General features: G+C 64.1%; 18 protein-coding genes and 2 pseudogenes. 7 read left to right on the top strand and 13 right to left on the bottom strand.

Annotated elements, in window-relative coordinates:
• Positions 1 to 3: 3 nt before the first annotated feature.
• The 3 genes from CWO91_RS09475 (at position 4) to CWO91_RS09485 (ending at position 2,509) form a co-directional block, all read left to right on the top strand.
• Entirely contained in the window at positions 4 to 696 is a 693-nt protein-coding gene (locus CWO91_RS09475; protein ID WP_130213230.1) for an amino acid ABC transporter permease, read from the top strand.
• A gap of 12 nt (positions 697 to 708) precedes the next feature.
• Positions 709 to 1,440, top strand: a complete 732-nt coding sequence (locus tag CWO91_RS09480; RefSeq protein WP_130213231.1) for an amino acid ABC transporter ATP-binding protein — start codon at positions 709 to 711, stop codon at positions 1,438 to 1,440.
• Positions 1,441 to 1,648: 208 nt separating this feature from the next.
• Complete coding sequence (locus CWO91_RS09485) at positions 1,649 to 2,509, top strand: D-amino-acid transaminase (RefSeq protein ID WP_130213232.1); 861 nt, start codon at positions 1,649 to 1,651, stop codon at positions 2,507 to 2,509.
• A 132-nt stretch (positions 2,510 to 2,641) separates the two neighbouring features.
• Here the strand turns inward: CWO91_RS09485 and CWO91_RS09490 are convergent, their stop codons facing one another.
• Genes CWO91_RS09490 through CWO91_RS09500 form a run of 3 tightly spaced genes read right to left on the bottom strand, consistent with a single transcriptional unit; the run spans position 2,642 to position 5,935 of the window.
• Complete coding sequence (locus CWO91_RS09490; protein ID WP_130213233.1) at positions 2,642 to 3,103, bottom strand: carboxymuconolactone decarboxylase family protein; 462 nt, start codon at positions 3,101 to 3,103, stop codon at positions 2,642 to 2,644.
• 26 nt (positions 3,104 to 3,129) lie between these two features.
• Positions 3,130 to 4,740, bottom strand: a complete 1,611-nt coding sequence (locus CWO91_RS09495) for a DHA2 family efflux MFS transporter permease subunit (protein WP_130213234.1) — start codon at positions 4,738 to 4,740, stop codon at positions 3,130 to 3,132.
• A gap of 16 nt (positions 4,741 to 4,756) precedes the next feature.
• Positions 4,757 to 5,935 carry an HlyD family secretion protein gene (locus CWO91_RS09500; RefSeq protein WP_130213235.1) on the bottom strand — a complete coding sequence of 393 codons (1,179 nt, stop codon included), beginning with the start codon at positions 5,933 to 5,935 and terminating at the stop codon, positions 4,757 to 4,759.
• Between the two features lie 299 nt (positions 5,936 to 6,234).
• Here CWO91_RS09500 and CWO91_RS09505 point away from each other — a divergent pair, with 299 nt between their 5' ends.
• A complete protein-coding gene (locus tag CWO91_RS09505; RefSeq protein WP_091887033.1) occupies positions 6,235 to 7,146 on the top strand; it encodes a LysR family transcriptional regulator in 912 nt (303 codons plus the stop codon).
• A 12-nt stretch (positions 7,147 to 7,158) separates the two neighbouring features.
• Here the strand turns inward: CWO91_RS09505 and CWO91_RS09510 are convergent.
• Positions 7,159 to 10,588, bottom strand: a pseudogene (locus CWO91_RS09510) (indolepyruvate ferredoxin oxidoreductase family protein).
• 155 nt (positions 10,589 to 10,743) lie between these two features.
• On the opposite strand from CWO91_RS09510, the gene CWO91_RS09515 reads away from it, so the two are divergent.
• Positions 10,744 to 11,199, top strand: coding sequence for an Lrp/AsnC family transcriptional regulator (locus CWO91_RS09515; RefSeq protein ID WP_091887029.1), 456 nt, complete (start codon positions 10,744 to 10,746; stop codon positions 11,197 to 11,199).
• A gap of 25 nt (positions 11,200 to 11,224) precedes the next feature.
• Here CWO91_RS09515 and CWO91_RS44135 read toward each other — a convergent pair whose 3' ends face one another.
• From CWO91_RS44135 to CWO91_RS09530, 4 genes are all read right to left on the bottom strand, one after another.
• Entirely contained in the window at positions 11,225 to 11,518 is a 294-nt protein-coding gene (locus CWO91_RS44135) for a hypothetical protein (protein WP_245471184.1), read from the bottom strand.
• Positions 11,512 to 12,057, bottom strand: a complete 546-nt coding sequence (locus CWO91_RS09520) for a hypothetical protein (RefSeq protein WP_245471185.1) — start codon at positions 12,055 to 12,057, stop codon at positions 11,512 to 11,514. The genes CWO91_RS44135 and CWO91_RS09520 overlap by 7 nt, the downstream gene beginning before the upstream one ends.
• Entirely contained in the window at positions 12,054 to 12,647 is a 594-nt protein-coding gene (locus CWO91_RS09525) for a hypothetical protein (protein ID WP_245471186.1), read from the bottom strand. Before CWO91_RS09525 ends, CWO91_RS09520 begins: the two co-directional genes overlap by 4 nt.
• A gap of 74 nt (positions 12,648 to 12,721) precedes the next feature.
• Complete coding sequence (locus tag CWO91_RS09530; protein ID WP_130213236.1) at positions 12,722 to 13,147, bottom strand: hypothetical protein; 426 nt, start codon at positions 13,145 to 13,147, stop codon at positions 12,722 to 12,724.
• 107 nt (positions 13,148 to 13,254) lie between these two features.
• Here CWO91_RS09530 and CWO91_RS09535 point away from each other — a divergent pair, with 107 nt between their 5' ends.
• Positions 13,255 to 14,175, top strand: coding sequence for a LysR substrate-binding domain-containing protein (locus tag CWO91_RS09535; RefSeq protein ID WP_130213237.1), 921 nt, complete (start codon positions 13,255 to 13,257; stop codon positions 14,173 to 14,175).
• A 1-nt stretch (position 14,176) separates the two neighbouring features.
• Here the strand turns inward: CWO91_RS09535 and CWO91_RS09540 are convergent, their stop codons facing one another.
• From CWO91_RS09540 to CWO91_RS45220, 3 genes and pseudogenes are all read right to left on the bottom strand, one after another.
• Positions 14,177 to 14,962 (bottom strand): fumarylacetoacetate hydrolase family protein, encoded by a 786-nt coding sequence (locus CWO91_RS09540; RefSeq protein WP_130213238.1) that lies wholly within the window; start codon positions 14,960 to 14,962, stop codon positions 14,177 to 14,179.
• A gap of 15 nt (positions 14,963 to 14,977) precedes the next feature.
• The gene (locus tag CWO91_RS09545) at positions 14,978 to 16,345 is read right to left on the bottom strand and encodes an LLM class flavin-dependent oxidoreductase (protein ID WP_130213239.1); all 1,368 of its coding nucleotides are present in this window, start codon (positions 16,343 to 16,345) and stop codon (positions 14,978 to 14,980) included.
• Between the two features lie 21 nt (positions 16,346 to 16,366).
• A pseudogene (locus CWO91_RS45220) lies at positions 16,367 to 17,411 on the bottom strand (Ldh family oxidoreductase).
• Between the two features lie 296 nt (positions 17,412 to 17,707).
• Here CWO91_RS45220 and CWO91_RS09555 point away from each other — a divergent pair.
• On the top strand, positions 17,708 to 21,823 hold the full coding sequence (locus CWO91_RS09555; RefSeq protein ID WP_130213240.1) for a bifunctional diguanylate cyclase/phosphodiesterase: 4,116 nt from the start codon (positions 17,708 to 17,710) through the stop codon (positions 21,821 to 21,823).
• On the opposite strand, the gene CWO91_RS09560 is transcribed toward CWO91_RS09555, so the two are convergent.
• Together CWO91_RS09560 and galE are read right to left on the bottom strand one after the other, a co-directional pair.
• Complete coding sequence (locus CWO91_RS09560) at positions 21,797 to 22,138, bottom strand: hypothetical protein (RefSeq protein WP_130213241.1); 342 nt, start codon at positions 22,136 to 22,138, stop codon at positions 21,797 to 21,799. The genes CWO91_RS09555 and CWO91_RS09560 overlap by 27 nt on opposite strands.
• 227 nt (positions 22,139 to 22,365) lie before the next feature.
• Positions 22,366 to 23,358 carry a UDP-glucose 4-epimerase GalE gene (galE, locus tag CWO91_RS09565; RefSeq protein WP_130213242.1) on the bottom strand — a complete coding sequence of 331 codons (993 nt, stop codon included), beginning with the start codon at positions 23,356 to 23,358 and terminating at the stop codon, positions 22,366 to 22,368.
• Positions 23,359 to 23,373 lie beyond the last annotated feature (15 nt).

A 23,373-nucleotide genomic window follows, 5' to 3' on the forward strand; every position in this document is an offset into this window, starting at 1 on the left:
GCGATGTTCGGCAATCTCGATTTCGACGTCATCCGCCGCGCGCTGCCCTACCTGTTCTACGAGGGCATGACCTTCACGCTGACGCTGACGGGGCTCGCAGCACTCGGGGGCCTGGTCTTCGGCACGGCGCTCGCCCTGATGCGCCTGTCCGGCTTCAAGTTGCTCGGCCGGATCGCCGGCGTCTATGTCGACTTCATGCGCTCACTGCCGCTGGTGCTGGTCATCTTCTGGTTCTACTTCCTGGTGCCTTATATCGGGCAGTGGCTGACCGGCGCCTCGCGCCCGATCAGCGTCGGCGCGTTCGCATCCTCGCTCATCACCTTCATCATGTTCGAGGCGGCGTATTTCTCCGAGATCATGCGCGCCGGCATCCAGTCGATCTCGCGCGGGCAGCCCGCCGCGGCCAGCGCGCTGGGGCTGACTTACGCCCAGACCATGCGCTACGTCGTGCTGCCGCAGGCCTTCCGCAACATGCTGCCGGTCCTGATTACGCAGACCATCGTGCTGTTCCAGGACACCTCGCTGGTCTACGTGCTGTCGATCACCGACTTCCTCGGCGCGGCCAGCAAGGTGGCGCAACGCGACGGGCGCTTGGTCGAAATGTATCTGTTTGCAGCTGTCGTCTACTTCACCATTTCCTGTGTCGCGTCCTTCGGCGTCCGCCGGCTCCAGGCGCGCATCGCCATCATTCGCTAGAGCGTGTCGGTCATGATCGAAATCAGCCACGTCAACAAATGGTACACTCCGAGTTTCCAGGTGCTGACCGATTGCACCACCAGCGTCACCAAGGGTGAGGTCGTCGTGGTCTGCGGTCCGTCGGGCTCGGGCAAGTCGACGCTGATCAAATGCGTCAATGCGCTGGAGCCGTTCCAGAGCGGCGACATCCTGGTCGACGGCACCAAGGTCAACGATCCCAAGACCGATCTGCCGAAGCTGCGCTCGCGCGTCGGCATGGTGTTCCAGCACTTCGAGCTGTTTCCGCACCTCAAGATCATCGACAATCTCTGCCTCGCGCAGCAGAAGGTGCTGGGGCGGTCGCATGACAAGGCGCAGACCAAGGGCATGCAGCTTCTGGAGCGCGTCGGGTTGAAGGAGCAGGCGCAGAAGTTTCCGGCGCAGCTCTCCGGCGGCCAGCAGCAGCGCGTCGCCATCGCCCGCGCGCTGGCAATGGATCCGATTGCCATGCTGTTCGACGAGCCGACCTCGGCGCTCGATCCCGAAATGATCAGCGAGGTGCTCGACGTCATGGTCGACCTCGCCCGCGAAGGCATGACCATGATGGTTGTGACCCACGAGATGGGTTTTGCCCGCAAGGTCGCCAACCGCGTCATCTTCATGGACCGCGGCGAGATCGTCGAGGACGCCGCGAAGGACGATTTCTTCGGTAAGCCCCGCAGCGACCGCGCGCAGAAGTTCTTGTCGAAGATTCTGTCCCATTAACTCCTGTCGTCATTCCGGGACGCGCCTCTTGGCGCGGGCCCGGAATCCATCGAGCGGCAGTACGCGAGGTGAGATGGATTCTCAGATGCGCAATTGTGCATCGTAGCCCATTCGCTTTGCGAATGCCCCGGAATGACGAATAGATGGGTGCTCGCTCCCCCCATTTCGCGTATAAGCGCGTTAACCCTTTTTCGCCAGGAGACCTGCCTTGGACTCGATCGCCTACGTCAACGGCTCATTCGTCCCGCTCTCGGACGCGAAAGTCTCGATCCTCGATCGCGGCTTCCTGTTCGCCGATGGCATCTACGAGGTCTCGGCCGTGCTCGACGGCAAGCTGGTCGACAACGCCTCGCACCTGGCGCGGCTGGAGCGCTCGGTCGGCGAGATCAAGCTGAAGTTGCCCGAGACGGTCGAGCGCATCACCGAGCTTCAGAAGGAGCTGATCGCGCGCAACAAGGTCGAGAACGGCCTCGTCTACCTCCAGGTGACGCGTGGCGCCGACAAGGGCCGCGACTTCGCGTTTCCCAAGGGCGACGTCAAGTCGAGCCTGGTGATGTTCACCTCCGAGAAGGACATCATCAACGCGGCGTCGGCGAAGACCGGCATCAACGTGATCACCGTGCCCGACATCCGCTGGGAGCGGCGCGACATCAAGAGCGTGGCGCTGCTGGCGCAGGTGCTGGCGAAGCAGGTCGCGGCGGAAGCCGGCGCCGGCGAAGCCTGGATGCTGCAAGACGGCTATGTCACCGAAGGCGGCTCGTCCTCGGCATTCATCCTGACACAGGACGACGTCATCGTGACCCGCAAGAACTCCAACGCGATCCTGCCGGGCTGCACCCGCAAGGCCGTGGTGGCGCTCGCCGAAGAGCGCCAGCTCCGCGTCGAGGAGCGTTCTTTCACGGTGGCCGAGGCGCTCGCCGCCAAGGAGGCTTTTGCGACGTCGGCCTCACTGTTCGTCCAGCCGGTGGTCGCGATCGACGGCAAGAAGATCGGCGACGGCAAACCCGGCCCGATGGCAACGCGGCTGCGCGAGATCTACGTGGAGTTCGCCAAGGCGACGGCGATTTAGGCGGCGCTCTGGTAGGGTGGGCAAAGGCGCGCTTGCGCCGTGCCCACATCTTTTCTCGCATTCGCTGAAAAGCGGTGGGCACGCTTCGCTTTGCCCACCCTACGAGGCTTGCCCGCGAGGTGCACGCTGCGGCTACGCCACCGACGCTTTCACCTTCACCGGGTGAACCGCGCGGAACGAGATCGCAATCCTGTTCCAGGCGTTGATGGCGCCGATCAGCATGGTCAGGTTCACGGTCTCCTCCTCGGAGAAATGCGCCCGGACCTGCTCATAGACGTCATCAGGCGCATGCGTCTGCGAGATCAGCGTCACCGCTTCCGTCCAGGCCAGCGCGGCGCGCTCGCGGTCGGAATAGAGCGGGGATTCGCGCCAGGCGTCGAGCAGATAGATGCGCTGCTCGGTCTCGCCGCGCTTGCGCGCATCCTCGGTGTGCATGTTGATGCAATAGGCACAGCCATTGATCTGCGAGGCCCTGATCTTGACGAGCTCGATCAGTGATTTCTCCAGGCCCGTCGATTGGATCTGCGTCTCCAGCGCCATCAGTGCTTTGATCGTGTCGGGCGCGGCCTGGTAGTAGTTCATGCGGGGCTTCATGGTCGTTCTCCTTTCGTGGGGTGAGGTCAGTGGGCTCCGCCGGCGGAAGTCTGGCCCGGCTTCTTCAGGAAGAGAGCGGCGATCAGGGCCACGATCAGCGCCGCGCCGAGCAGATAGAAGGTGTCGCTGAAGGCGAGGATATAGGCCTGCTTCTGCACGATACGGCCGATCGCGACATAGGCACGATGGGACGCATCCGCATGGTCGAGGATGCCGTGATTGATGAAATATTGCGTGAGTTGCTCCAGCCGTGTGCGCGTCGCCTGCTCGAACACCGAGACCGACTGCATCAGCACGTTGGAGTGATACTGCTCGCGCTTGGTCAGCACGGTCTGGAGCAGCGCGATGCCGACGGCGCCGCCGAGATTGCGCGTCATGTTGAACAGGCCGGACGCCGAGCCCGCATTCTCCGGCTCGATGCCTGATGTCGCGACGGCCGACAGCGGTGCCATCACCAGCGCCTGGCCGATCGCCCGAACCACATTGGGCCAGAGCAACTGATCGGCGGCATAGTTGCTGGTCATGGTGATGTTCATGAAGTTGGAGGCCGCGAACAGGACGAAACCGACACCGATGATGATCCGCGCGTCGAACTTCTGCATCAGCCGCGGCACCAGCGGAATCAGCATGAGTTGCGGCAGCCCGGTCCATGCCAGCACCAAGCCGATCTGCTCGGCGTTGTAGCCCTGGATGCGAGCCAGATATTGCGGCAGGATGAAGACCGAGCCGTAGAGCGCGACGCCGAGCAGGAAGTTTGCGAGCATGCCGAAGCCGAAATTGCGGCGCACGAGCAGGCGAAGGTTCAGGAGCGGCTTCTTGACCGTGAGCTCGATGATCAGGAACGCAGTCAGCGCAACGACGGCGATCACCGACAGTTTCACGATGAAGGGCGAGCCGAACCAGTCGTCCTTGTTGCCTTCCTCCAGCACGGTCTGGAGCGCGGACAGGCCGATTGCCATGGTGATGATGCCGACCCAGTCGCCCTCGCGCAGGAGCGAAAGCTTCATCGGCCTTGCGTCGAGCGCGTACCAGAGCATGCCGACCATGATCGCGCCGGGCACGAGGTTGACGTAGAAGATGTATTGCCAGCCGAAATTCTCGGTGAGATAGCCGCCGATGGTCGGGCCGATCGCGGGTGCGAAGGTCGCCGACAGCGCGAACAGGGCAAGGCCCACCGGCTGTTTTCCGCGCGGCAGCAACGTGATGATCAGCGTGAAGGCCATCGGAATCAGCACGCCGCCGGTGAAGCCTTGCACCGCGCGCAGCACGATCATCTGCGACAGATCCTGCGCCAACGCGCAGGCCGCGGACAGCGCCAAAAACAGGATCGCGTTGGTAAGGAGATAAATCCGGATCGAGAACACCTGCGCGAGCCAGCCGGAGAGCGGGATCACCACGATCTCGGCGATCAGATAGGAGGTCGAGATCCAGCCGCCGTCGTCGATGCCGGCGCCGATCGCACCTTGGATGTCGGCCAGCGAGGCGTTGACGATCTGGATGTTCAGCACCGCCATGAAGGCGCCCAGCGTCGCGCCGATCACCGCGATCCATATTCTTGCGGAAACCGCCGGCGTGGCGGGCGCAGCAGGAGCGGCGAGGCCGGCTGCGGCGTTGAGGGTGGGTTGGAGCGTGCTCATGGAAGCCTCGTCAGCTTCAGCCGCCGTTCGGACGGGATGTGTTGTCGGCGAGATGCCTGGTCGTCTCGCGTTCGGCCAGCACCGCCTGCTTGGTGTCGACGGTCGGCACCGCGGACATGCCGGGGCGCAGCAGACCGGTGAGGTTATGATCGTCGAGCACGATCTTCACCGGCACGCGCTGCACGATCTTGGTGAAGTTGCCGGTGGCGTTGTCCGGCGGCAGCAGGGCGAATTCGAGCCCGCTCGCCGGCGACAGGCTGTCGATATGGCCGCGCAGGGTCTGACCGCGGAAGCTGTCGACGCGCAGCTCGACCGGCTGGCCGGGACGCATATGCGTGAGCTGAGTCTCCTTGAAGTTTGCAACGACATAGACCGCATCGAGCGGCACCACGGCCATCAGCTGTGTGCCGGCCTGCACGTACTGGCCGACGCGCAGCGAACGTGCGCCAACCGTGCCGTCGACCGGCGCTGTGATCTCAGTGTAGGACAGGTTCAGCGCCGCCTGCTGCGCCACCGCGCGAGCGCGTTCGAGCTGGGCCGCCGCCTGGGCGCGCTGGGTGGTGAGTACGTCGACCTTGCGCTGCGCCGCCAAGAGGCCGGATTTGGCGTGCTGCAGTTGCGCGGCGCTGGCGCGCAGCGCCGCATCGGTCTGCTGCGCGCGCTGGATCGTGCCGGAGCCCGTCTTCATCAGATCGTCGTAGCGGGCGCGTTCCTCCTGGGCGAATTTCAGATTGGCGTCCGCAGCGGTGACGTCGGCGGTGCTCTGCGCGATGATCGGCTGCTGCAATTCGAGCTGGGCATCGATGTTGCGCACCGAGGCTTCGCCGGCGGCGACATCGGCGCGGGCCTGGTCGAGCGCTGCCTTGAAGTCACGATCGTCGATCTTGGCCAGCGCCTGGCCCGCTTTGACCTTCTCGTTGTCGCCAACCAGCACCTTCGCGATGTAGCCGGAGACCTTTGGCGCGATGATCGTGGAATCGGCCTTCACGTAGGCGTCGTCGGTGGATTCGAGGTAGCGGCCGGTGGTCCAATAGTCATGTCCGAAATAGGCAACCGTTGCCGTGCCTGCGAGGAGCGCGAGCACCAACGCGGCGCGCCGGACCAACGTCCGGGCCGGCAGGCGCGGCGTCTTGGAGTAAACATTAATGATTTCAGTTGCTTGCTGGAAGTTTTCGGTGCGCGGCATTTCGGACATGGCGGTCTCCTATCGGCGTGCTGAGACTATCTGTCTTTCTTACTCCGGTGATAATTAGCGAAATATCGGAAGGATTATCCATTAAGGGTGGATAGTCCGGGGGATATCGCTTTGATGTCTGAGGTCTACCGAACCGGATGTGCCACTGCCCCAGAGCGATTGCCGCATCTGTCGCGCAATTGCTGCTAACGAGGGCCCATGTCGCGCGAAGCTAGGCGGGCGAGACCGCCTGGGTGATCTGTTAGATAATCCCGGCGAATTCCTTGCGATTATCGATCAAGAGCGGATAATCAGGCGGCATGGACCGATTGACCAGCCTCGAAGTCTTCAGCCGGGTGGTCGAGACCGGCGGCTTTTCCGCAGCAGCCCGCAAGCTCAACATGTCGACCAGCATGGTGAGCAACCACGTCCAGGCGCTGGAGGACCGGCTCGGCGTGCGGCTGCTCAATCGCACCACGCGCAAGGTCAGCCTCACCGAGATCGGCAAGGCCTATTACGACCGCGCCACGCAGATCCTCGCCGATCTCGAGCAGGCCGACGACATCGCGAGCGAATTGCAGTCGGTGCCCCGCGGTACGCTGCGCATCCACGTCGCCACGCACATGGTGCCGTTCGTCGCGCCGGTGGTGGCGCAGCTCCTGTCGACTTATCCGGAGCTCAAGATCGACCTGCGCATGGGCGAGGCCGACGTCGACCTCATCGAGGAAGGCTATGACGTCGCCCTGCGTATGACCGCGCCGCCGGATTCGAGCCTGATCGTGCGCAGTCTCGCCACCTGGCGGCACGTGCTGTGCTGTTCGCACGATTATCTCGAGAGGCATGGTCGTGTTCAGAAGCTCGACGAACTCGCCGCGCACCATTGTGCGCGTCACTTGAACTATCCTTTCGGCGACGAGTGGCGCTTCTTCGATCGCAAGGGTGCCCCGGCCTCGGTACGCATCTCCGGCCGCTTCGTCACTAATAGCGGGGAAGCGCTGCGGAAAGTCGCACTGGAGGGCGCTGCCGTCTGCCTGATGGCCGGGTTTCTGGTTCAGGACGATCTTGAAGCAGGCCACCTCGTTCGGCTCCTGCCCGAATATCGCCCGGTCGAGATGTCGATGAACGCGGTCTATCCGCACCGCCACCATCTGTCGGCGAAGGTGAGGACCTTCATCGACATGCTCGTGCATCACAGCGCCGAGCAGCAGAAGCTGATCAATCCCTATTCATGAGTGGCGCGGCGGTCAGGCCGCTCGCGCCGTTACCGGCTGCGCCAGCAGGGATTCGACCTCGGTCTTGACCGAGGCGATGGCAGCCTCTTTCACGGGCCCATAGCCGCGGATGTTCATGGGGGCCTTGGCCACAACGATGAGATCTGCCAGGCGTGCCGCGTCGAGTTCGCCGAGCATCCGGTCGATCAGGCCCTCGTACCAGGCGATCAGCTCCCGCTCGGCGCGCCGTTCGGCAGTGTAGCCGAATGGATCGAACGGTGTTCCGCGCAGCCCCTTCAATCGCGCCAGCATGGCGAGCGGCATCTGGATCCACTGCCCGAAGGCGCGCTTGCGCGGACGTCCACGTGCGTCGCGTCTTGACGGCAGAAATGGCGGCGCAAGGTGATAGTGGATGCTGAAGCCATCCTCGAACTCGCGCTTCAATTCGTCGATGAAGCCGCTCTGCATGTGCAGCCGCGCCACCTCGTACTCGTCCTTGTAGGCCATCAGCTTGAACAGGGCGCGGGCCACCGCATCGGTCAGGGCCTCGCTGCTCAGAGCGGACTCGGCGGCGCGGACTCTGGCGACCATTCTCCGGTAATGCGTCGCATAGGCTTCGTCCTGATAGGCGGTGAGGAAATCGGCGCGGCGTTCAACGAGCTGGTCGAGTGTCTCGACCGCGGGCATATCGTCCATCTTCGGCAGAAATTCCGGATCGGCAGCGGCGATGCGGCCCCAGGCGAACGCCTGCTTGTTGCGATCGACGGCGACGCCGTTGAGCTCGATCGCCCGCAGCAGCGCTTGCAGCGAGACCGGCACCAGTCCGTGCTGCCAGGCAAAGCCCAGCATGATGATGTTGGCATAGACGGCATCGCCGAGCAGCCGTTCGGCCAACGCATTCGCGTTGAGCGTGTCGAGATTGCTGTCGCCGATCACGCGGCCGATCGCGCGCAGGCGGGCAGGCGAGGCGAGGTCGGCGTCGCGGAAGCGGACGACGTCGCCGGTCGGCATCTCCGCGGTATTGAGCGCGGCGCGCGTGCCACGGCGGTAGGTGCCGGAGGCCTTCGGCGAGGAGCTCACGACGAGGTCGCAGCCGATCAGCGCATCGGCCGCGCCCTGGTCGATGCGCACCTGGTGCAGCGCCTCGGGGGAAGCGGCAAGCCGGATGTAGCTCAGCACGGGCCCGAATTTTGCGCAAACCGGTGAAATCCAGCACCGAGACGCCGCTTCGCTCGAGATGCGCGGCCATGCCGATCAGCGCACCGACCGTGATCACGCCGGTGCCGCCGACGCCGGTCACCAGCAGGTCGTAGGGCCGGTCGAGCGTCGCGAAGGCGGGCAGGGGAAGCGTCGCGGCGCGGCCGATCGCGTCGATCTGGCTCGCGGCCTTCTTCCGGCGCGTCGCGCCCTCGACGGTAACAAAGCTGGGACAGAAGCCGTTGAGGCAGGAAAAGTCCTTGTTGCAGGCCGAGAGATTGATCTGGCGCTTGCGGCCGAACGGCGTTTCCTTCGGCTCGACGCTGAGACAGTTGGATTCGACCGAGCAATCGCCGCAGCCTTCGCAGACGAGATCATTGATGTAGGCAAAGCGCTTTGGGTCGTCCATCTGGCCGCGCTTGCGCCGCCGGCGCTTCTCGGTGGCGCAAGTCTGCTGGTAGATCAGCACGGAGACGCCGGGCACGTCGCGCAGTTCGCGCTGCACGGCGTCCATCTCCTCGCGTGGATGGATTGTGACGCCGGTTGGCAGGTCGGGCGGAGAAAATTGCGCGGGATGGTCCGACACCAGCGCGATGCGCTCAACACCTTCGGCGCGGACGCTGTGAGCGATGGCATGCACGCTGATGGGCCCGTCGACCGGCTGGCCGCCGGTCATTGCGACGGCGTCGTTGAACAGGATCTTGTAGGTGATGTTGGCCTTGGCGGCGATCGCCTGCCGGATCGCCATCGAGCCCGAGTGATAATAGGTGCCTTCACCGAGATTCTGGAACACGTGCTTGTGGCCGGTGAATTTCGATGAAGCCGCCCAGTTCACGCCCTCGCCGCCCATCTGGATCAACGAGGAGGTCTCGCGGTCCATCCAGCTCGCCATGAAATGGCAGCCGATGCCGGCGAGTGCCTTGGAGCCCTCCGGCACTTTCGTCGACGTATTGTGCGGACATCCCGAGCAGAAATACGGTGTGCGCGTTGCTCCTGGGACGTTGATCGTGCGTGCCGCCTCCGGCATCAAGGCAGCTGCCCGCGCGGCGAGATTGAGTCCCGGAAACATCGGGTCGAGCCGGCGCGCCAGCACGGCAGTCAGCGCGCGCGGCGACAGTTCGCCGATCCAGGAGATCAGCCGCGCTCCTTGCTCGTCGTGCTTGCCGACCATGCGCTCGGGCTTCTCGCCCGGATAGTCGTAGAAATATTCCTTGAACTGGCTCTCGATGATGCCGCGCTTCTCCTCGACCACGAGAATCTCGCGCTTGCCCTTCACGAATTCCATCGCGTCATGCAGCGCCAGCGGCCAGACCATGCCGACCTTGTAAACGTCGATGCCGATGCTGCGGCAGGCCGCTTCATCGAGGCCCAACAGCCGCAGCGCTTCCATCAGGTCGAGATGCGCCTTGCCCGTGGTGACGATGCCGTAGGTCGCGTTCGGAATGTCGTAGATGTGCCTGTCGATCGGATTGGCCTTCGCAAAGGCGTAGACGGCGTGCTTCTTCGCTTCCAGCCGCTCCTCGATCTGCGGTCCGGGCAGGTCGGGCCAGCGATAGTGCAGGCCGCCCGGTGGCGGCGTGAAGTCGGGCGTGCGGAAGTCGCGGGGCGGGCTTAGCGCCACGGAGGCGCCCGACTCCACGATCTCCGAAATCGCCTTGAAGCCGACCCACATGCCGGAGAAGCGGCTCAGCGCGTAGCCATATTCGCCGAATGCTAGGTATTCGCTGACGCTTGCGGGGTGCAGCGTCGGCATGAACCAGCTCATGAAGGCGACGTCGGACTGGTGCGGCATCGAGGACGAAACGCAGCCATGGTCGTCGCCTGCAACCACCAGCACGCCGCCATGCGGCGAGGAGCCATAGGCGTTGCCGTGCTTGAGCGCATCGCCGGAGCGGTCGACGCCGGGGCCCTTGCCATACCAGAGCCCGAACACGCCATCGACCTCGCGGTCGGCTTGCGTCTCGACCTGCTGTGAGCCGAGCACGGCGGTCGCCGCAAGGTCTTCGTTCACGGCGGGGAGGAATTCAATGCGGTCACGCTTGAGCCGTTCCGGGATGCGCCAGAGCTCGAGATCGATGCCGCCGAGCGGCGAGCCGCGATAGCCGGAGATGAAGCCGGCGGTGTTGAGGCCGCGCGCGCGATCGCGCCTGACTTGGTCGAGTGCGACCCGGACGATCGCCTGTGTACCCGTGAGGAAGACACGGCCTTCCTCGCGGTCATAGCGGTCGGAGAGTTCGTAGGTGTCGAGGGACGGAATGGCGTCCATGTGGACCTCCCGCGGCATTCCCTGCCGGATCAGCAGAGGTTAGGCCCGGGCGGCTGGTAGGTCTTACCTATCTTTCCCGATAGACGCGGTAGTTCTGGTAGATATGTCCGATTTGGCCTACTATTCGGTGGAATTATCCAGTTGCGCGGGATTTCATGATCGAAGAGCAGGACACGCGGATTCTTGCGCACCTCCAGAAGGATGGCCGCGCCACCAACCAGCAGCTTGCCGACGAGGTCGGCATGTCCACCTCGGCCTGCTGGCGGCGGGTGCGCGCGCTGGAGGAAAGCCGCGTCATCCGCGGCTACGCCGCGCTGATCGATCGCGAGCGGGCGGGCTTCGCGATGTCCGCCATCCTCCACGTCTCGCTGGAGCGGCATGACGCGAAGTTCGTCGACGAGTTTGTGTCTCGGGTCACCAAGCGCCGCGAGGTGCTGGAGTGCTTTGCGACCACGGGAGATGCCGATTATCACTTGCGCGTCGTCGTGCAGGACATGGCCGCCTACAACAGATTCTTGGACGAGTTCATGTTCCGCATTCCCGGCATCCGCTACGTCCGCAGCAACGTGGTGCTGAAGGAGATCAAGACGGGCGTGGCGTTGCCGTTTTGAAGCAATGTCGCCAGGGATCCGTGGCTCACACCGTCTCCGACCGTCGGCGCAGTTGGCGCAACGAGAGGAGATGCAACAGGATCGAGCATGGCACGACGAAGGCAGGGGTCAGCACGTTCGGAAAACGATCCAGGGCCATGCTCGGGCCGTCCGGAATGATCAGCTGGAGCGGGCCCGGCGACATGATCATCCCCAAGGTGATCGCGACAGCCAAGTCCGCCAGGCCGAAGACGTTCCAGAAGATGCCTGCCTTCCGTCCGTCAGCTGTCCCGGTTGCCAAAGCCATGGCCGCCGGCACGGCAAGCAGGCCAGTCAGCACATCGCCGGTTCCTGCCGGTAGCCCCACAATCCCGGCAGCAGCCCGCGCAGCCAGTAAGCCAGCCATTGGCTGCCGAAGATGCGGTAGAGTTGAAGGGCGACGAGCCAGGTCGTCGGCATTGCATCGAGCAATTGTCCGATCCGCTGCGACAACAGCAACACCGGCGCACCGACGATTACCGGCAGCAGGATCGCCGCCGGAAGCAGCGGCAAGGGCGAAGCGCCGGTGCCGAATGCGCCGTTGATGGCTGCGGTCCAGGTGACGGCTGCCCAGAGCGTGAAGGGGACCATCAAGGCCAACCAGGTTGCCCGGCGCTGTGCCGGCGCCAATTCCGTGTTTTCGAGGCAGAGCCACAAGCCGAGCGCAATGAGTCCATGGGTCATCAACCGAACGCCAAGGGCGGGAAAGCCGCTCTCCGGAAGTGCGGGTAGGGCGATGATCAGCCAAGTCCACAGCAGCGCGAACGGCACGGTCCAGGTCAGGCTGAGCCAGAGCGGACGCTGGGCAGTCATGGTGGCGGAAACAACATTGGTGCTCATGTGCTCACTCCATTTGGAGCGCCGTGGTTGCGGGCGCGTGCAAGGGCAGCATCGCGGCCGGCACCCGACGGATCGCGATCCTGTCCGAGGTCACGGACTTTTTTCTCTGTTCCGGCCCTGAGCAGAATCATGAAGGCAAGGGCGTGGCCGACGAGCAGCAGTGGTACGTAAAGTGTGGGGATATAAATGCCGGCGCCGAACAGGCCGGGATCCGGGATCTTTGTCGCGCCCATGTAGTACGCGTTCAGGAGATCAAGCATCCCCCAGACGTTGAAGATCCAGACCACCGGGATGGCGATCGACCATCGCCACGAGAGAGCTGCCATCGACAGAAGCGCGAGGACAGCAGCGATAAGATCACCCCATCCCACCTCGGCGGCAAAGCGCGAACTCAACTCCGCAGAGACGAACCCGGTCACCATGAAGTTCATTCCCAAGAACCTGAACGCATGGAAAGCTGCGATGAGTCTCAGGGCGTCATAGCGCGGCATCACGCGGATCGCCGGCCAAACATAGATGGCAGCGACCACCGAGCTGGTCAGGAAAGCGCCGGCGACGCTGAGAACGAATGGAAGATTGAAGTTCGGCACGTTGGGATTCCCTATGGTTGACCATGCTGTCGAGCCGGGACGATGCCTATCGATCCGGCTCGACGTGGCGACGCTCAGGGTTTGGCCATGAGCAGGCGGAGCGGCATGAGCGGACCGACCGCGATGTACTCGTGGTCGATGAGATTCTGCTTCGCCAGCGGCAGGCCCTCCATGATGGCGTGCCCTTCGGCGACATCCTTGACGTTCAGCAGGAAGACGGCTCCGCGCCCATCGGACCGCGAATACCATTCGCGAACCATCCCGTTGAGATAGAGCTGGGTGGTTTGCCTGATTTCATCGGGCATCACGGCCACGACCTGTTCGCGTGTGATGCCGGGCCTGACAGTCAGAATGACCATCACGCCGGTTGTCGGTGACGTGGTTTGTGCTTGGGCAAGGGATGGCTCTGCCATGGAGGTAACACCTGTCAGTGTGAGGGTGAGCGCCAGGACGATGTTGCGGATTGCCTTCATCGGATTCATCTCTCTGATCACGGCCATTGCCGCGATGTCGCAAATGTCAGGCGCACCCAGCGGCGCGGCGCATTTGCGATCCTGATGTAAGCCGTCTTTGCGAGGGCGACTATTCGCGATAATATTGATAGGCCATGAAGCAGAACTTCACAGTCCGGCAAGGTGCGCTCGACGGTGTGGAGGCGTTCCTGAGCGTCGCCCAGCACCGCAGTTTCCGCCGGGCGGCTGCTGAGCTCGGGGTCACGCCGTCGGCGATCAGCCAGGCGGTGCGCGCACTCGAAGCACGCGTCGGCGCCGTGCTGTTCCTGCGCACGACTCGCAGCGTCAGTCTGACCGAGGCCGGCGAACGGTTCTTTGCGCGCGCAAGGCCTGCCTTCGAGGAGCTCGTCGCGGCAAGCGGGGCCGCGCGCGACCTCGGACAGCGGCCGGCCGGGCTCTTGCGTCTCACGGTGCCGCGCTCGGTCGTGCCGATTCTGCTGGAGCCTCTGGTCGCCTCGTTCTGTCAGGCCTTTCCGGAGATCGAGGTGGAGCTTGCTGCAAGCGAAGAGCTGGTCGACCTCGCCGCTGGAGGTTTCGATGCCGGCATCAGGATGGGGCAGTTCATCTCCCCGGACATGGTTGCGGTCCGCCTGACGAAGCCGTTGCCTTTCCTGATCGTCGGCAGCCCGGCCTACCTCGAACGTCGCGGCCGGCCCCGGCGGCCGGACGATCTGCGCGAGCACGCATGCCTGAGATTGCGGCGATCAAACGGTGCGCTCGCACCGTGGTCGCTCAACGACGGCGGTCGTTCGATCGAGATTGCCGTTGCGGGACCCTTCATCGCCAACGACTTCCCGACGATGTTAGGTGCCGCCGTCGAAGGCGTCGGCCTTGCGCAAGTGCCAGGGCCGCTGGCGACCGACGCCGTCAGAATGGGAAAACTCGTCGCCGTGCTGGAGAAATTCGCGCCGATGACGCCGGGGGTGTTTCTCTACTATCCCAGCCATCGACAAATCATGCCGAAGCTTCGAGCCTTCATCGATCATGTGAAGGGCCGATCCCGGGCCGCGCGCTGAGCTATTGCCCCTCCCGCACAAACCTGTTCCGCAACGTGCCGATGCCGGTGATCTCGATCTCCACGACATCGCCGTGCTTGATATCTGGCGAGGCGCCGTCCGTGCCCATCCAGATCACGTCGCCGGGCCATAGCGTGAAATACCTCGTCAGCTCGACCAGGAACGGCACCACGCCGAAGATCATGTCGTTGGTATGGAAGCGATTGGTCTCCTTGCCGTTGACCCGGACGATGGTCTCCATCTTTTCGAGATCGGCCTCGGTCTCGATCCACGGGCCCATCGGCTTGAACGTGTCGGCGTTCTTGGAGCGCCACAGGCTGCGATCGGCCTTCTGCCAAGTCCGCTCGCTGACGTCGTTGCCGATGGTGTAGCCGAACACGCAATCCATCGCGTTCGCTTCGGTGAGATGCTTCACCTTCTTGCCGATGACGACGACGAGCTCGCCTTCATAGTGGATCTTGTCCGTCGCAAGGGACGGGATCACGACATCCTGGTCATGTGCGATCAGCGCGTTCTGCGCGCGATAGCCGATTTCGGGACGGTCGGGCACCGCCGGCACCTCACCGCGTTTGTCGGCGGCCTCCTTCAAGTGCTTCAGATAGTTCAGGCCGACGCAATAGAAGGTGCGCGGGATCAGTGGCAGCTCGATCTTGACCTGTGCCAGCGAATGCGTGCGCGAGGTGCGCTGCCATTCACTGAAGGGATCGCCGTCGACCGCGATCACCTTGTCACCCTCGAGGATCCCCCAGGATGTCTTGTCCGACGCGGTGAATTTCAGCCAGCGCATGTCCGATCCTCGTCATTATTCCGCGGCATCGCGAGGCTGTGTCTTCCAGGCGCCTGCGGCCGGCCGCTTCAGCCCGAGATTGTCCCGCAACGTCTTGCCGCGATACTCCTTCTGGAACAGCCCGCGCCGCTGCAATTCCGGTACGACGTGTTGCACGAAGTCCGCGTAGGAGCCGGGCACGTAAGTCGCGGCAATGACAAAACCGTCGCAGCCGCGCTCGACGAACATCTCCTCCAGCTTGTCCACGATCTCCTTGGGCCCACCCACCATTGCGTCCTGGACCTGGCCGCGGCCGGAGAAGGTGACGAAGTCACGCGCGCTCGGGTTGCTCTTGCCCGAATTCTTCAGCACGCCGTCGCGAATGCCCAAGATGCCCTGCATGCTCTTCAGTTCTTCCGTCGTCAGCGGCTCGTCGAGATCATTGGAGGCGAAGTCATAGTTGAGCGCTTCGGCCAGCAGCGACAGCGCGTCGATCTCGAGCGGCAGCTTGTTGATCAGCGCCATCTTGTCTTCGGCCTCCGCCCTGGTCGCCGCGCAGACCGGCGTCGTCAGGTTGCAGAGGAACATCTGGTCGGGATCGCGGCCAGCCTTGGCAGCTTCGTTGCGCACAGAAGCATAGCCTTCCTTGGCGGCGGCAAGGTTGCGCGCGGCGGTGAAGATCACCTCGCCCCATCGCCCCGCGAAACGCTGGCCGCGGCCGGACGCGCCGGCCTGGATGATCACGGGATGGCCCTGGTCGGAGCGCGGCACGGTGAAAGGTCCGCGCGACTTGAAGGCCGGCCCCTTGTGATCGAGCCGCTTCACCTTGGCCGGATCGGCAAAGCGGCCGCTTTGCTTGTCCATGATGAGCGCGCCGTCCTCCCAGGTGTCCCAATGGCCGAGCACGACCTCCATGAACTCGTCGGCGCGGTCGTAGCGGGAATCATGTTCCGGGTGGGAGTCGCGCCCCATATTGAGCGCCTCGCCGTCGTTGAGCGAGGTGACGACGTTCCAGCCCGCGCGCCCGCCGGACATCAGGTCGAGCGTTGCGAAGCGGCGCGCGACGTCGAACGGCTCGTAGTAAGTGGTGGAGCAGGTCGCGCCAAGGCCGAGCTTCTCGGTGACCATGCCCATCGTGGTCAGCACGATCAGCGGGTCCATCTTCACGCAGCGGATGCCGTATTCGACGGTGTGGGCATGGTCGTTGCCGTAGCGGTCCGGCATCGCCAGGCGATCGTCGAAGAACGCCATGTGGAATTTGCCCGCCTCGAGGATTTTCGCGATCTCCTGATAGTAATCCGCCGACATGGAATCGTTGCGCGAGTCCGGATGCCGCCAGGAACTCGGCAAGTTCGTGCAGTTCTGCGCCTGGAGGAAGCCGACCAGTACCATCTGCCGCGTCATGCTGCTGTTCTCCTGATGCCGTCAGGCCAGATCGAGGACGGTGTCGAGCCTGTACTCGCGCGCCAGCGCGCGCAGCTTCTCCCAGGTGGCATCCTCGATCTCAATGCCGTCGCGCAGGCGTTGCTGCTCGCGCAGGCCCTCGATCTCGCCGGGATAGAACACGCCCCTGCTGCCCTCGGACTTAGGCGTTGATTTGAGGTAGCGTGCAAACTCGGCGACTTCACGCTTGAACTCCTGCAGCGGACGGAAGGCCGCGACGTTGAACACCGCCATGAAGCATCCGTCATTGTGTCGCCCCGTCGGCTCGACGCCGAATCCGAGACCGGTGAGCAGGCCGCATAGCACCTCGACCATGGCAGCAAGACCGCTGCCCTTGTAGCCCTCGGTGCCGCCGAGCGGCAGCAGCGCGCCGCCCTTGCGGTATTGGGTCGGATCGGTGGTGTGCCGCCCCTCGGCATCGATGATCCATCCCGTCGGAATCTCCTCGCTGCGGGCGACGGCGAGCTGGACCTTGCCGGCCGCCACCGCCGAGGTCGCCATGTCCAGATAGAACGGCGCGTCGAGGTCGGACGGCACCGCGATCGAGATCGGGTTGGTGCCGAGCCGCGCTTCCAAACGGGGCGACGTGCTTCGGCGAGCGCCCGGAATCCGCGGTCGCAATCCCGATCATGCCTTCGCGCATCGCCATCAACGGATAGGCGGCAAGGCGGCCGACATGGCTTTGCCGGAACACGGTGCAGGCGGCGACGTTCGCCGTCCTCGCCTTCTCGATGGTCAGTGCCATCGCCTTTGCATTGACGTGGAAGCCGAATCCCCAATGGCCGTCGATCACGGTCGTGGTCGGCGATTCCTGGACAATGGTCCATTTGGCGCCGGGCACGATGTGTCCGGCCTCGATGCGGTCGATGTAGGTGGGAACGGCGATCACGCCGTGCGAGTCATGGCCGGCGAGATTGGCGCTGACGCAGCCGGTGGCGACTGCGTCGGCCTCTTCCTCGGACGCTCCGGCGGCACGGAGCAGCGCGGCGCTGATGCGCGTGAGGCGATCGGCCCTGACGATCGGCATGGCATTCCCTCGGCTTGGTGCCCTTAGCAGGCTGCTTGTTGGGTGCCATCGTCTCAAAGCGCCGCTGCGATATCAATCTCCCGTAAACCAATACAGGGCTGCAAATTCGTAAAGAGAGCGTGCCTTTGGTCGAAGATTCATCCCGTGCGGCGGTATTTTTGATAGTTTGGCGCCGGTCGTTCGCAGCTCATTCACTTTGATCGACGGTTTGCAGCGCGCAATAACGACCACTTAGGCGATCGGCATTCATAAAGTCACCCGGGAGAAATGGGCAGAAATGCCTGGGAGCTGAGATCGTGCCGACGACACTCGCGCGCACCTTTGCGGCGTTGAGCGCCATCAACGAAGCGATCCTCTACGCGAAATCGCCGGACGAGCTGTACCAGAAGGTCTGCGACGCCGGGTTTTCGAGCGGGGACTTTTTGGCCGTCGCCGTATTCCTGGTCGGACCAGATTGCCGGCGGCTGCATTTTGCGGCCGGTTGCGGCGACGACGTTGCGCGGCTGCGCTCGATCATGATCACGACGGAAGCAGGCACGCCCGAAGGATCCGGCGTCGGTGGCGAGGCATTTCGCGATCAGAAGCTGTGCATCAGCAACGACTATCTGAACGACCCGCGTTCGCTGGCGTGGCGCGAGGGGGCGGCCAAAGCCCATATCGGCGCTGCCGCGGCGCTGCCGCTACTCTGCAACGGCAACAGCGTCGGCGTCCTCTTCGTGACCCGCCGCGAAGCCGGCTCGCTGAACGAGCAGATGGTGTCGCTGTTCGAGCGCATGTCGGCCAATATCTCCTATGCGATCGAGAATTTCGAGCGAGAAGGGGCACGCCGGGACAGCGAGGCGGCGACGCGGCGGCTCAATCGCATGTTTGGGGCGCTGAGCGCGACGAACGAAGCAATCCTCAAAGCCGGCACCGAATTGGACTTGTATCAGCGGGTCTGCGACGCAGCAGTGCATGGCGGCAAATCGCTGGCGACTTTCGTGCTGCTGCGCGAGCAAAATTCGCACTGGCTGACGCCGGTGGCCGCAACCGGCCAAAATCTCGACCTGATCAGGCAGGCGCGCTACTCGGTCGATCCCGACAATCCTCACGGTCGGGGCATCTCCGGCAAAGTCTTCCGGACGCAGAAGGCGACGGTCGAAGACGATCTCGTCGGTCGCACCAAGGGAACGACCTGGGAGCGAGCCAACATCAATGCCGGCGCGGTCGCCTGCGTCGCCGCGCCACTGATCAAGCGCGGAACCAGCGTCGGCGTGATGTTCTTCTTCGTCAGCAAGTCCTGGGCGAAGGACGAGGGCATCGTCGCGCTGTTGCTGCGCATGACCGAGAACGTGTGCTTTGCGCTCGAGAACTTCGATCGCGACGAGGAGAAGGCGCAGATCGCGCGCGAGGAGGAGCGGCTTGCGCGCATGTACGCTGCGCTGAGCGCCACCAATGAAGCGATCATTCGGGCCGCATCGCGCGCCGAGCTGTTCGATCTCGTATGCGACGCTTCGGTACAGGGCGGCAAGTTCGGCTCGGCGACGATCGCGCTCGCCGATCCTGCCTCCGAGCTGCTGCGGGTCGTCGCCTCTGCAGGGCCGAACTCCGATGAAGTACGCAGACTCAAATTCGCCACGACCGACAAGTTGCCGGAGGGAAGAGGCCTGACCGGCACGTGCTTCCGCACCGGGCAGCCGTGCCTCACCAACGACCTGTTCGCCGACGGGCGCCTCAAGCCCTGGCACGACAGTGCCCGCCGCACCGGCGTCAAGTCCTCCGCTGCGCTGCCGTTGCTCAATGGCGAACGCGCCGAGGGTGTGTTCCTGTTCAATTCCCTCGAGATCGGCACGTTCACGCCGGAATTGGTCGAACTGCTGGAACGGCTCGCCCGCAATGTGTCATTTGCGATCGCAAATCTCGACCGCGCCGAGGAGAAGGCGAAGGCCGACAAGCAGCGAGACCGGCTGAGCGGCATGTTCGCGGCGTTGAGCGCCACCAACGAAGCCATCATGCGCGCCGAGACCCGCGAGGAGCTGTTCGACGTCGCATGTCAGGCGGCCGTGCTGGGCGGAATGTTCGCCTCGGCGACGATTGGAATCATCGACGAGACACGTGAGCTGGTCCAGGTCGTCGCCGTGAAGGGGCGGCTTCAGGAGCGAATGGTCGGGCGCACCTGCGCGATTTCCCAAGATCATCCCGAGGGCCAGGGGATCATCGGAACCTCGCTGCGGACGTGCCGGCCCAGTGTCATCAACGACTATATGAACGACCCGCGCTCGGCACATTGGCACTCCAAGGCAGTCGAGGACGGGACCCGCGCTGCTGCCAGTTTCCCGCTTCTGCGCGCCGGCCAGGAGCCGATCGGCATCCTGCTGTTCCTTGCGCCAGAGGAGGACACATTCACGCCCGATCTGGTCGAGCTGCTGGCTCGCCTTGCCGAAAACGTCTCCTTCGCGCTCGACAATTTCGATCGCGCCGAGGAAAAGGCGCGCACCGAGGCGCAGAAGGAGCGTCTGACCCGCATGTTCGCGGCGCTGAGCGCGACCAACGAGGCGATCATGCGGGCGAAATCGCGCGCCGAATTGTTCGACCTCGTGTGCCTCGCCGCATCGAACGGCGCCAAGTTCACCTCGACGACCATTGCGCTCGCCAGCGCCGACAGCGACCAGCTCAAGATCGTCGCCAGCGCCGGACCGTCGTCCGACACCACGCGCAATGTCCGCCTCTCGGTCGATCCCGAGCGCCCCGAAGGCCGGGGCATGGCCGGCACAGCGTTCCGAACCCGGCAGCCCTGCATCAGTAACGACTATCTCAACGACCAGCGCGTGAGCGCCTTCCACGCCATCGTTCGTGGCGACGGAGCGCGCTCGGGCGCGGCGATCCCGCTCATCGTTCACGACCTGGCCGTCGGTGTCATGATCTACATGTCGACCGAAAAGGACACGTTCACGGCCGAGTTCGTCGAGCTGTTGCAGCGCCTCGCCGACAACGTCGCTTTCGCGATGGAGAATTTCGATCGCGCCGACGAAAAGAACAAGGCCGACGAGCGGATCGAATACCTCGCCTCGCATGACAGCCTGACGGACCTGCCGAACCGCGAGACATTCAACGGACTGCTGCGCAACGCGATCGACGCGGCGCAGCGTCACGATCACCGTTTTGCGGTGCTGTTCATCGATCTCGACCGCTTCAAGGTCATCAACGACTCGCTGGGTCACGAGGCCGGCGACCTGCTCCTGCTCGAAGTGGCGAATCGCTTGCGCGGCGCGCTGCGGGCAAGCGACGTGGTGGCGCGGCTCGGCGGCGACGAGTTCGTGGTGATCCTCGACCAGTGCGGCGAGATCGACGACGTCCAGCGCATCGCCAGCGGACTGCTCGCCGCGCTTGCCGAGCCCACGGAGCTGGCCGGCCACGAGTGCCATACCACGGCCTCGATCGGCATCGCGATGTATCCGGCCAACGGCTCCGACGCGCAGACGCTGACCAAGAACGCCGACATGGCGATGTATCTCGCCAAGGAAGACGGCAAGAACGGCTATCGCTTCTTCTCCAAGGAAGTGAAGACGCAGTCGATCGAACGCCTGTCGCTGGAGAGCGCGCTGCGCCGCGCGCTGGAGCGCGAGCAATTTTCGCTCAACTACCAGCCCAAGGTGGATATGGAGACCGGCCAGATCACCGGCGTGGAAGCGCTGCTGCGCTGGACGCATCCCGATCTCGGCAATGTCTCGCCGGCGCAATTCATTCCACTTGCGGAGGAGACCGGGCTGATCGTGCCGATCGGCCGCTGGGTGCTGAATGAAGCCTGCGCGCAAGCCATGGCCTGGCAGCGCCGCGGCCTGCTGCCGCTGTCGATGGCGGTCAACCTGTCGCCGCGCCAGTTCGCCGACGAGCATCTGTTGCAGGACGTCGACGAGGCGCTCGCTGCCAGCGGCATGTCGCCGGTGCTGCTCCAGCTGGAGGTCACCGAGAGCATGATGATGCGCAATGTCGGGCGTGCGCTCAAGGTGCTCGATGCCATCCAGAGCCGCGGCATTCGCCTCGCCATCGACGATTTCGGTACCGGCTATTCGTCGATGTCGCTGATGAAGCACTTCCCGATCGACACCATCAAGATCGACCGCTCCTTCGTGCGCGACCTGCCGCTGGATTCGGAAGATCAGGCGATCGCCCAGGCGATCATCAGCATGGGCAAGGCGCTCGGCATGACTGTCGTCGCCGAAGGCGTCGAGAATGCCGAGCAGGAGGCGTTCCTGCGCACCCATGGCTGCGACGAGATGCAGGGCTATCTGATCGCCAAGCCGCTGCCGGCGCGACAGATGGCCGAACTGCTGCGGCCGATGGTTCTGCCCGTGGCGCCACCGCTCCAGCCTGAGCGGGATCCGGCCGCCGAGGAGGCCGCAGCGTTACGGCTGAAACGCGCTGTCGTCTGACGGCTGCGGGTGCAGCTCGCGGACGGCGTGTTCTCCGCCCTCGGCCTTGTTCGGAAACTCCTGCGGTCCAGTCAGCGACGTCTGCTCGACGAACAGGGCGAGAATGCTGCGCGCGCCCTCGGCGAAGCTCGACCCCTCGTTCAAGCCGAGCTCGGCGCACCATGCGCAACCCATCGGCTCATTGTCGTCGAACACCGCCATCGCAGGCCCCCACCACCAGGCCGGCGCGGGCGAACGCTCGCCCTCGGGCACGACCTGCCAGCGGGCGAACTCTTCCATCACGCGCTCGAACTCCAGGCGTGCAGCCTGATGCATGCGGTCGATACTCCCTCAATCCACGCCCGATGACAGTTGGGCAGGCGGATTTGATCGTGGCCTTCGTTCGGAAAAATCAGCTCGCGCAAATGGGCCGAGCCATGCAAGCCGACATCATCGTCGGCAATGCGAAAATATGCGGCGTCAGCGATGCGCCAACGGCGGCAGCGAATATCTATTCTAGCCGTTTCGAGGCACGGCAGGCAAGCTACGGGTGCCGCGATTGCCTAACGCGACCTGAACGGATGCGCCTTCTGGTGCCAGGCCCAGGCGGTGCGGATGATCGTCGGCAGGTCGGAGTGCCGCGGCACGAAGTTGAGCACCTTCTTCGCAGCAGAGGGATCCGCGACCAGATAGGTGGGATCGCCGGGGCGGCGCGGCTTGATGGTGTGCGGTACCTCGCGTCCGGTCTCCTGCCTGATGGCGTTGAGGATCTCGCGCACGGAGAAGCCGGAGCCGGTGCCGAGATTGAAGCTGCTGCCGGCATGCCCCTGCTCCAGAAGCTTCAGTGCCGCGACATGCGCCGCGGCGAGATCGGTGACATGGATGTAGTCGCGGATCGCAGTGCCGTCGGGCGTGTCATAGTCGTCGCCGAATACGGCGAACTCGACATGGCCCTGAAGTGCCATCATCGCGCGCGGAATGAGATGGGTTTCGTTGTCGCGCAATTCGCCGATGCCGCCGGCCGGGTCGGCGCCGCTAGCGTTGAAATAGCGCAGGCAGAACGCGCCGAAGCCATAGGCCGTGCGGTAATCGGCGAGCATGCGCTCGATCATCCACTTCGAGGCGCCGTAGGGATTGATCGGTGCGCAGGGAAAGTCTTCCGGCAGTTCCTTGGAATCGGCGTTGCCGTAGACGGCGCCGGTCGAGGAGAACACGATGCGATGGCAGTTCGCGTTGCGCATGGCCTGCAACAGCGACAGCGTGCCCTGCACGTTGTTGATGTAATATTTCTGCGGGTCGGTCATCGACTCCCCGACCAGGCTCGCCGCCGCAAAATGCATCACCGCCGTAATGTTGTAATCGGCGAAGGCGCGCGCCAGCGCCGTGCCGTCGAGCAGATCGCCCGTCACCAGTGGGCCGGTAACGAAGCTGCGATGACCTGTCGAGAGATTGTCATAAACGACGGGCTGATAGCCGGCGGCGGTCAGTGCGCGGCAGGCATGCGAGCCAATATAGCCTGCGCCCCCGGTGACGAGGACGGTCGGTCGGTCGGTCATGTCGTCTTCTGCTCT

The organism is Bradyrhizobium genosp. SA-3 (assembly GCF_004212635.1).
Lineage (GTDB): Bacteria > Pseudomonadota > Alphaproteobacteria > Rhizobiales > Xanthobacteraceae > Bradyrhizobium.

Coding starts and splice junctions, on each gene's coding strand:
- CWO91_RS09475 (WP_130213230.1), top strand. CDS start 4: ATGTTCGGCAATCTCGATTTCGACGTCATCCGCCGCGCGCTGCCCTAC.
- CWO91_RS09480 (WP_130213231.1), top strand. CDS start 709: ATGATCGAAATCAGCCACGTCAACAAATGGTACACTCCGAGTTTCCAG.
- CWO91_RS09490 (WP_130213233.1), bottom strand. CDS start 3,103: ATGAAGCCCCGCATGAACTACTACCAGGCCGCGCCCGACACGATCAAA.
- CWO91_RS09495 (WP_130213234.1), bottom strand. CDS start 4,740: ATGAGCACGCTCCAACCCACCCTCAACGCCGCAGCCGGCCTCGCCGCT.
- CWO91_RS09500 (WP_130213235.1), bottom strand. CDS start 5,935: ATGTCCGAAATGCCGCGCACCGAAAACTTCCAGCAAGCAACTGAAATC.
- CWO91_RS09505 (WP_091887033.1), top strand. CDS start 6,235: ATGGACCGATTGACCAGCCTCGAAGTCTTCAGCCGGGTGGTCGAGACC.
- CWO91_RS09515 (WP_091887029.1), top strand. CDS start 10,744: ATGATCGAAGAGCAGGACACGCGGATTCTTGCGCACCTCCAGAAGGAT.
- CWO91_RS09520 (WP_245471185.1), bottom strand. CDS start 12,057: ATGAGCACCAATGTTGTTTCCGCCACCATGACTGCCCAGCGTCCGCTC.
- CWO91_RS09530 (WP_130213236.1), bottom strand. CDS start 13,147: ATGGCCGTGATCAGAGAGATGAATCCGATGAAGGCAATCCGCAACATC.
- CWO91_RS09535 (WP_130213237.1), top strand. CDS start 13,255: ATGAAGCAGAACTTCACAGTCCGGCAAGGTGCGCTCGACGGTGTGGAG.
- CWO91_RS09540 (WP_130213238.1), bottom strand. CDS start 14,962: ATGCGCTGGCTGAAATTCACCGCGTCGGACAAGACATCCTGGGGGATC.
- CWO91_RS09545 (WP_130213239.1), bottom strand. CDS start 16,345: ATGACGCGGCAGATGGTACTGGTCGGCTTCCTCCAGGCGCAGAACTGC.
- CWO91_RS09560 (WP_130213241.1), bottom strand. CDS start 22,138: ATGCATCAGGCTGCACGCCTGGAGTTCGAGCGCGTGATGGAAGAGTTC.
- galE (WP_130213242.1), bottom strand. CDS start 23,358: ATGACCGACCGACCGACCGTCCTCGTCACCGGGGGCGCAGGCTATATT.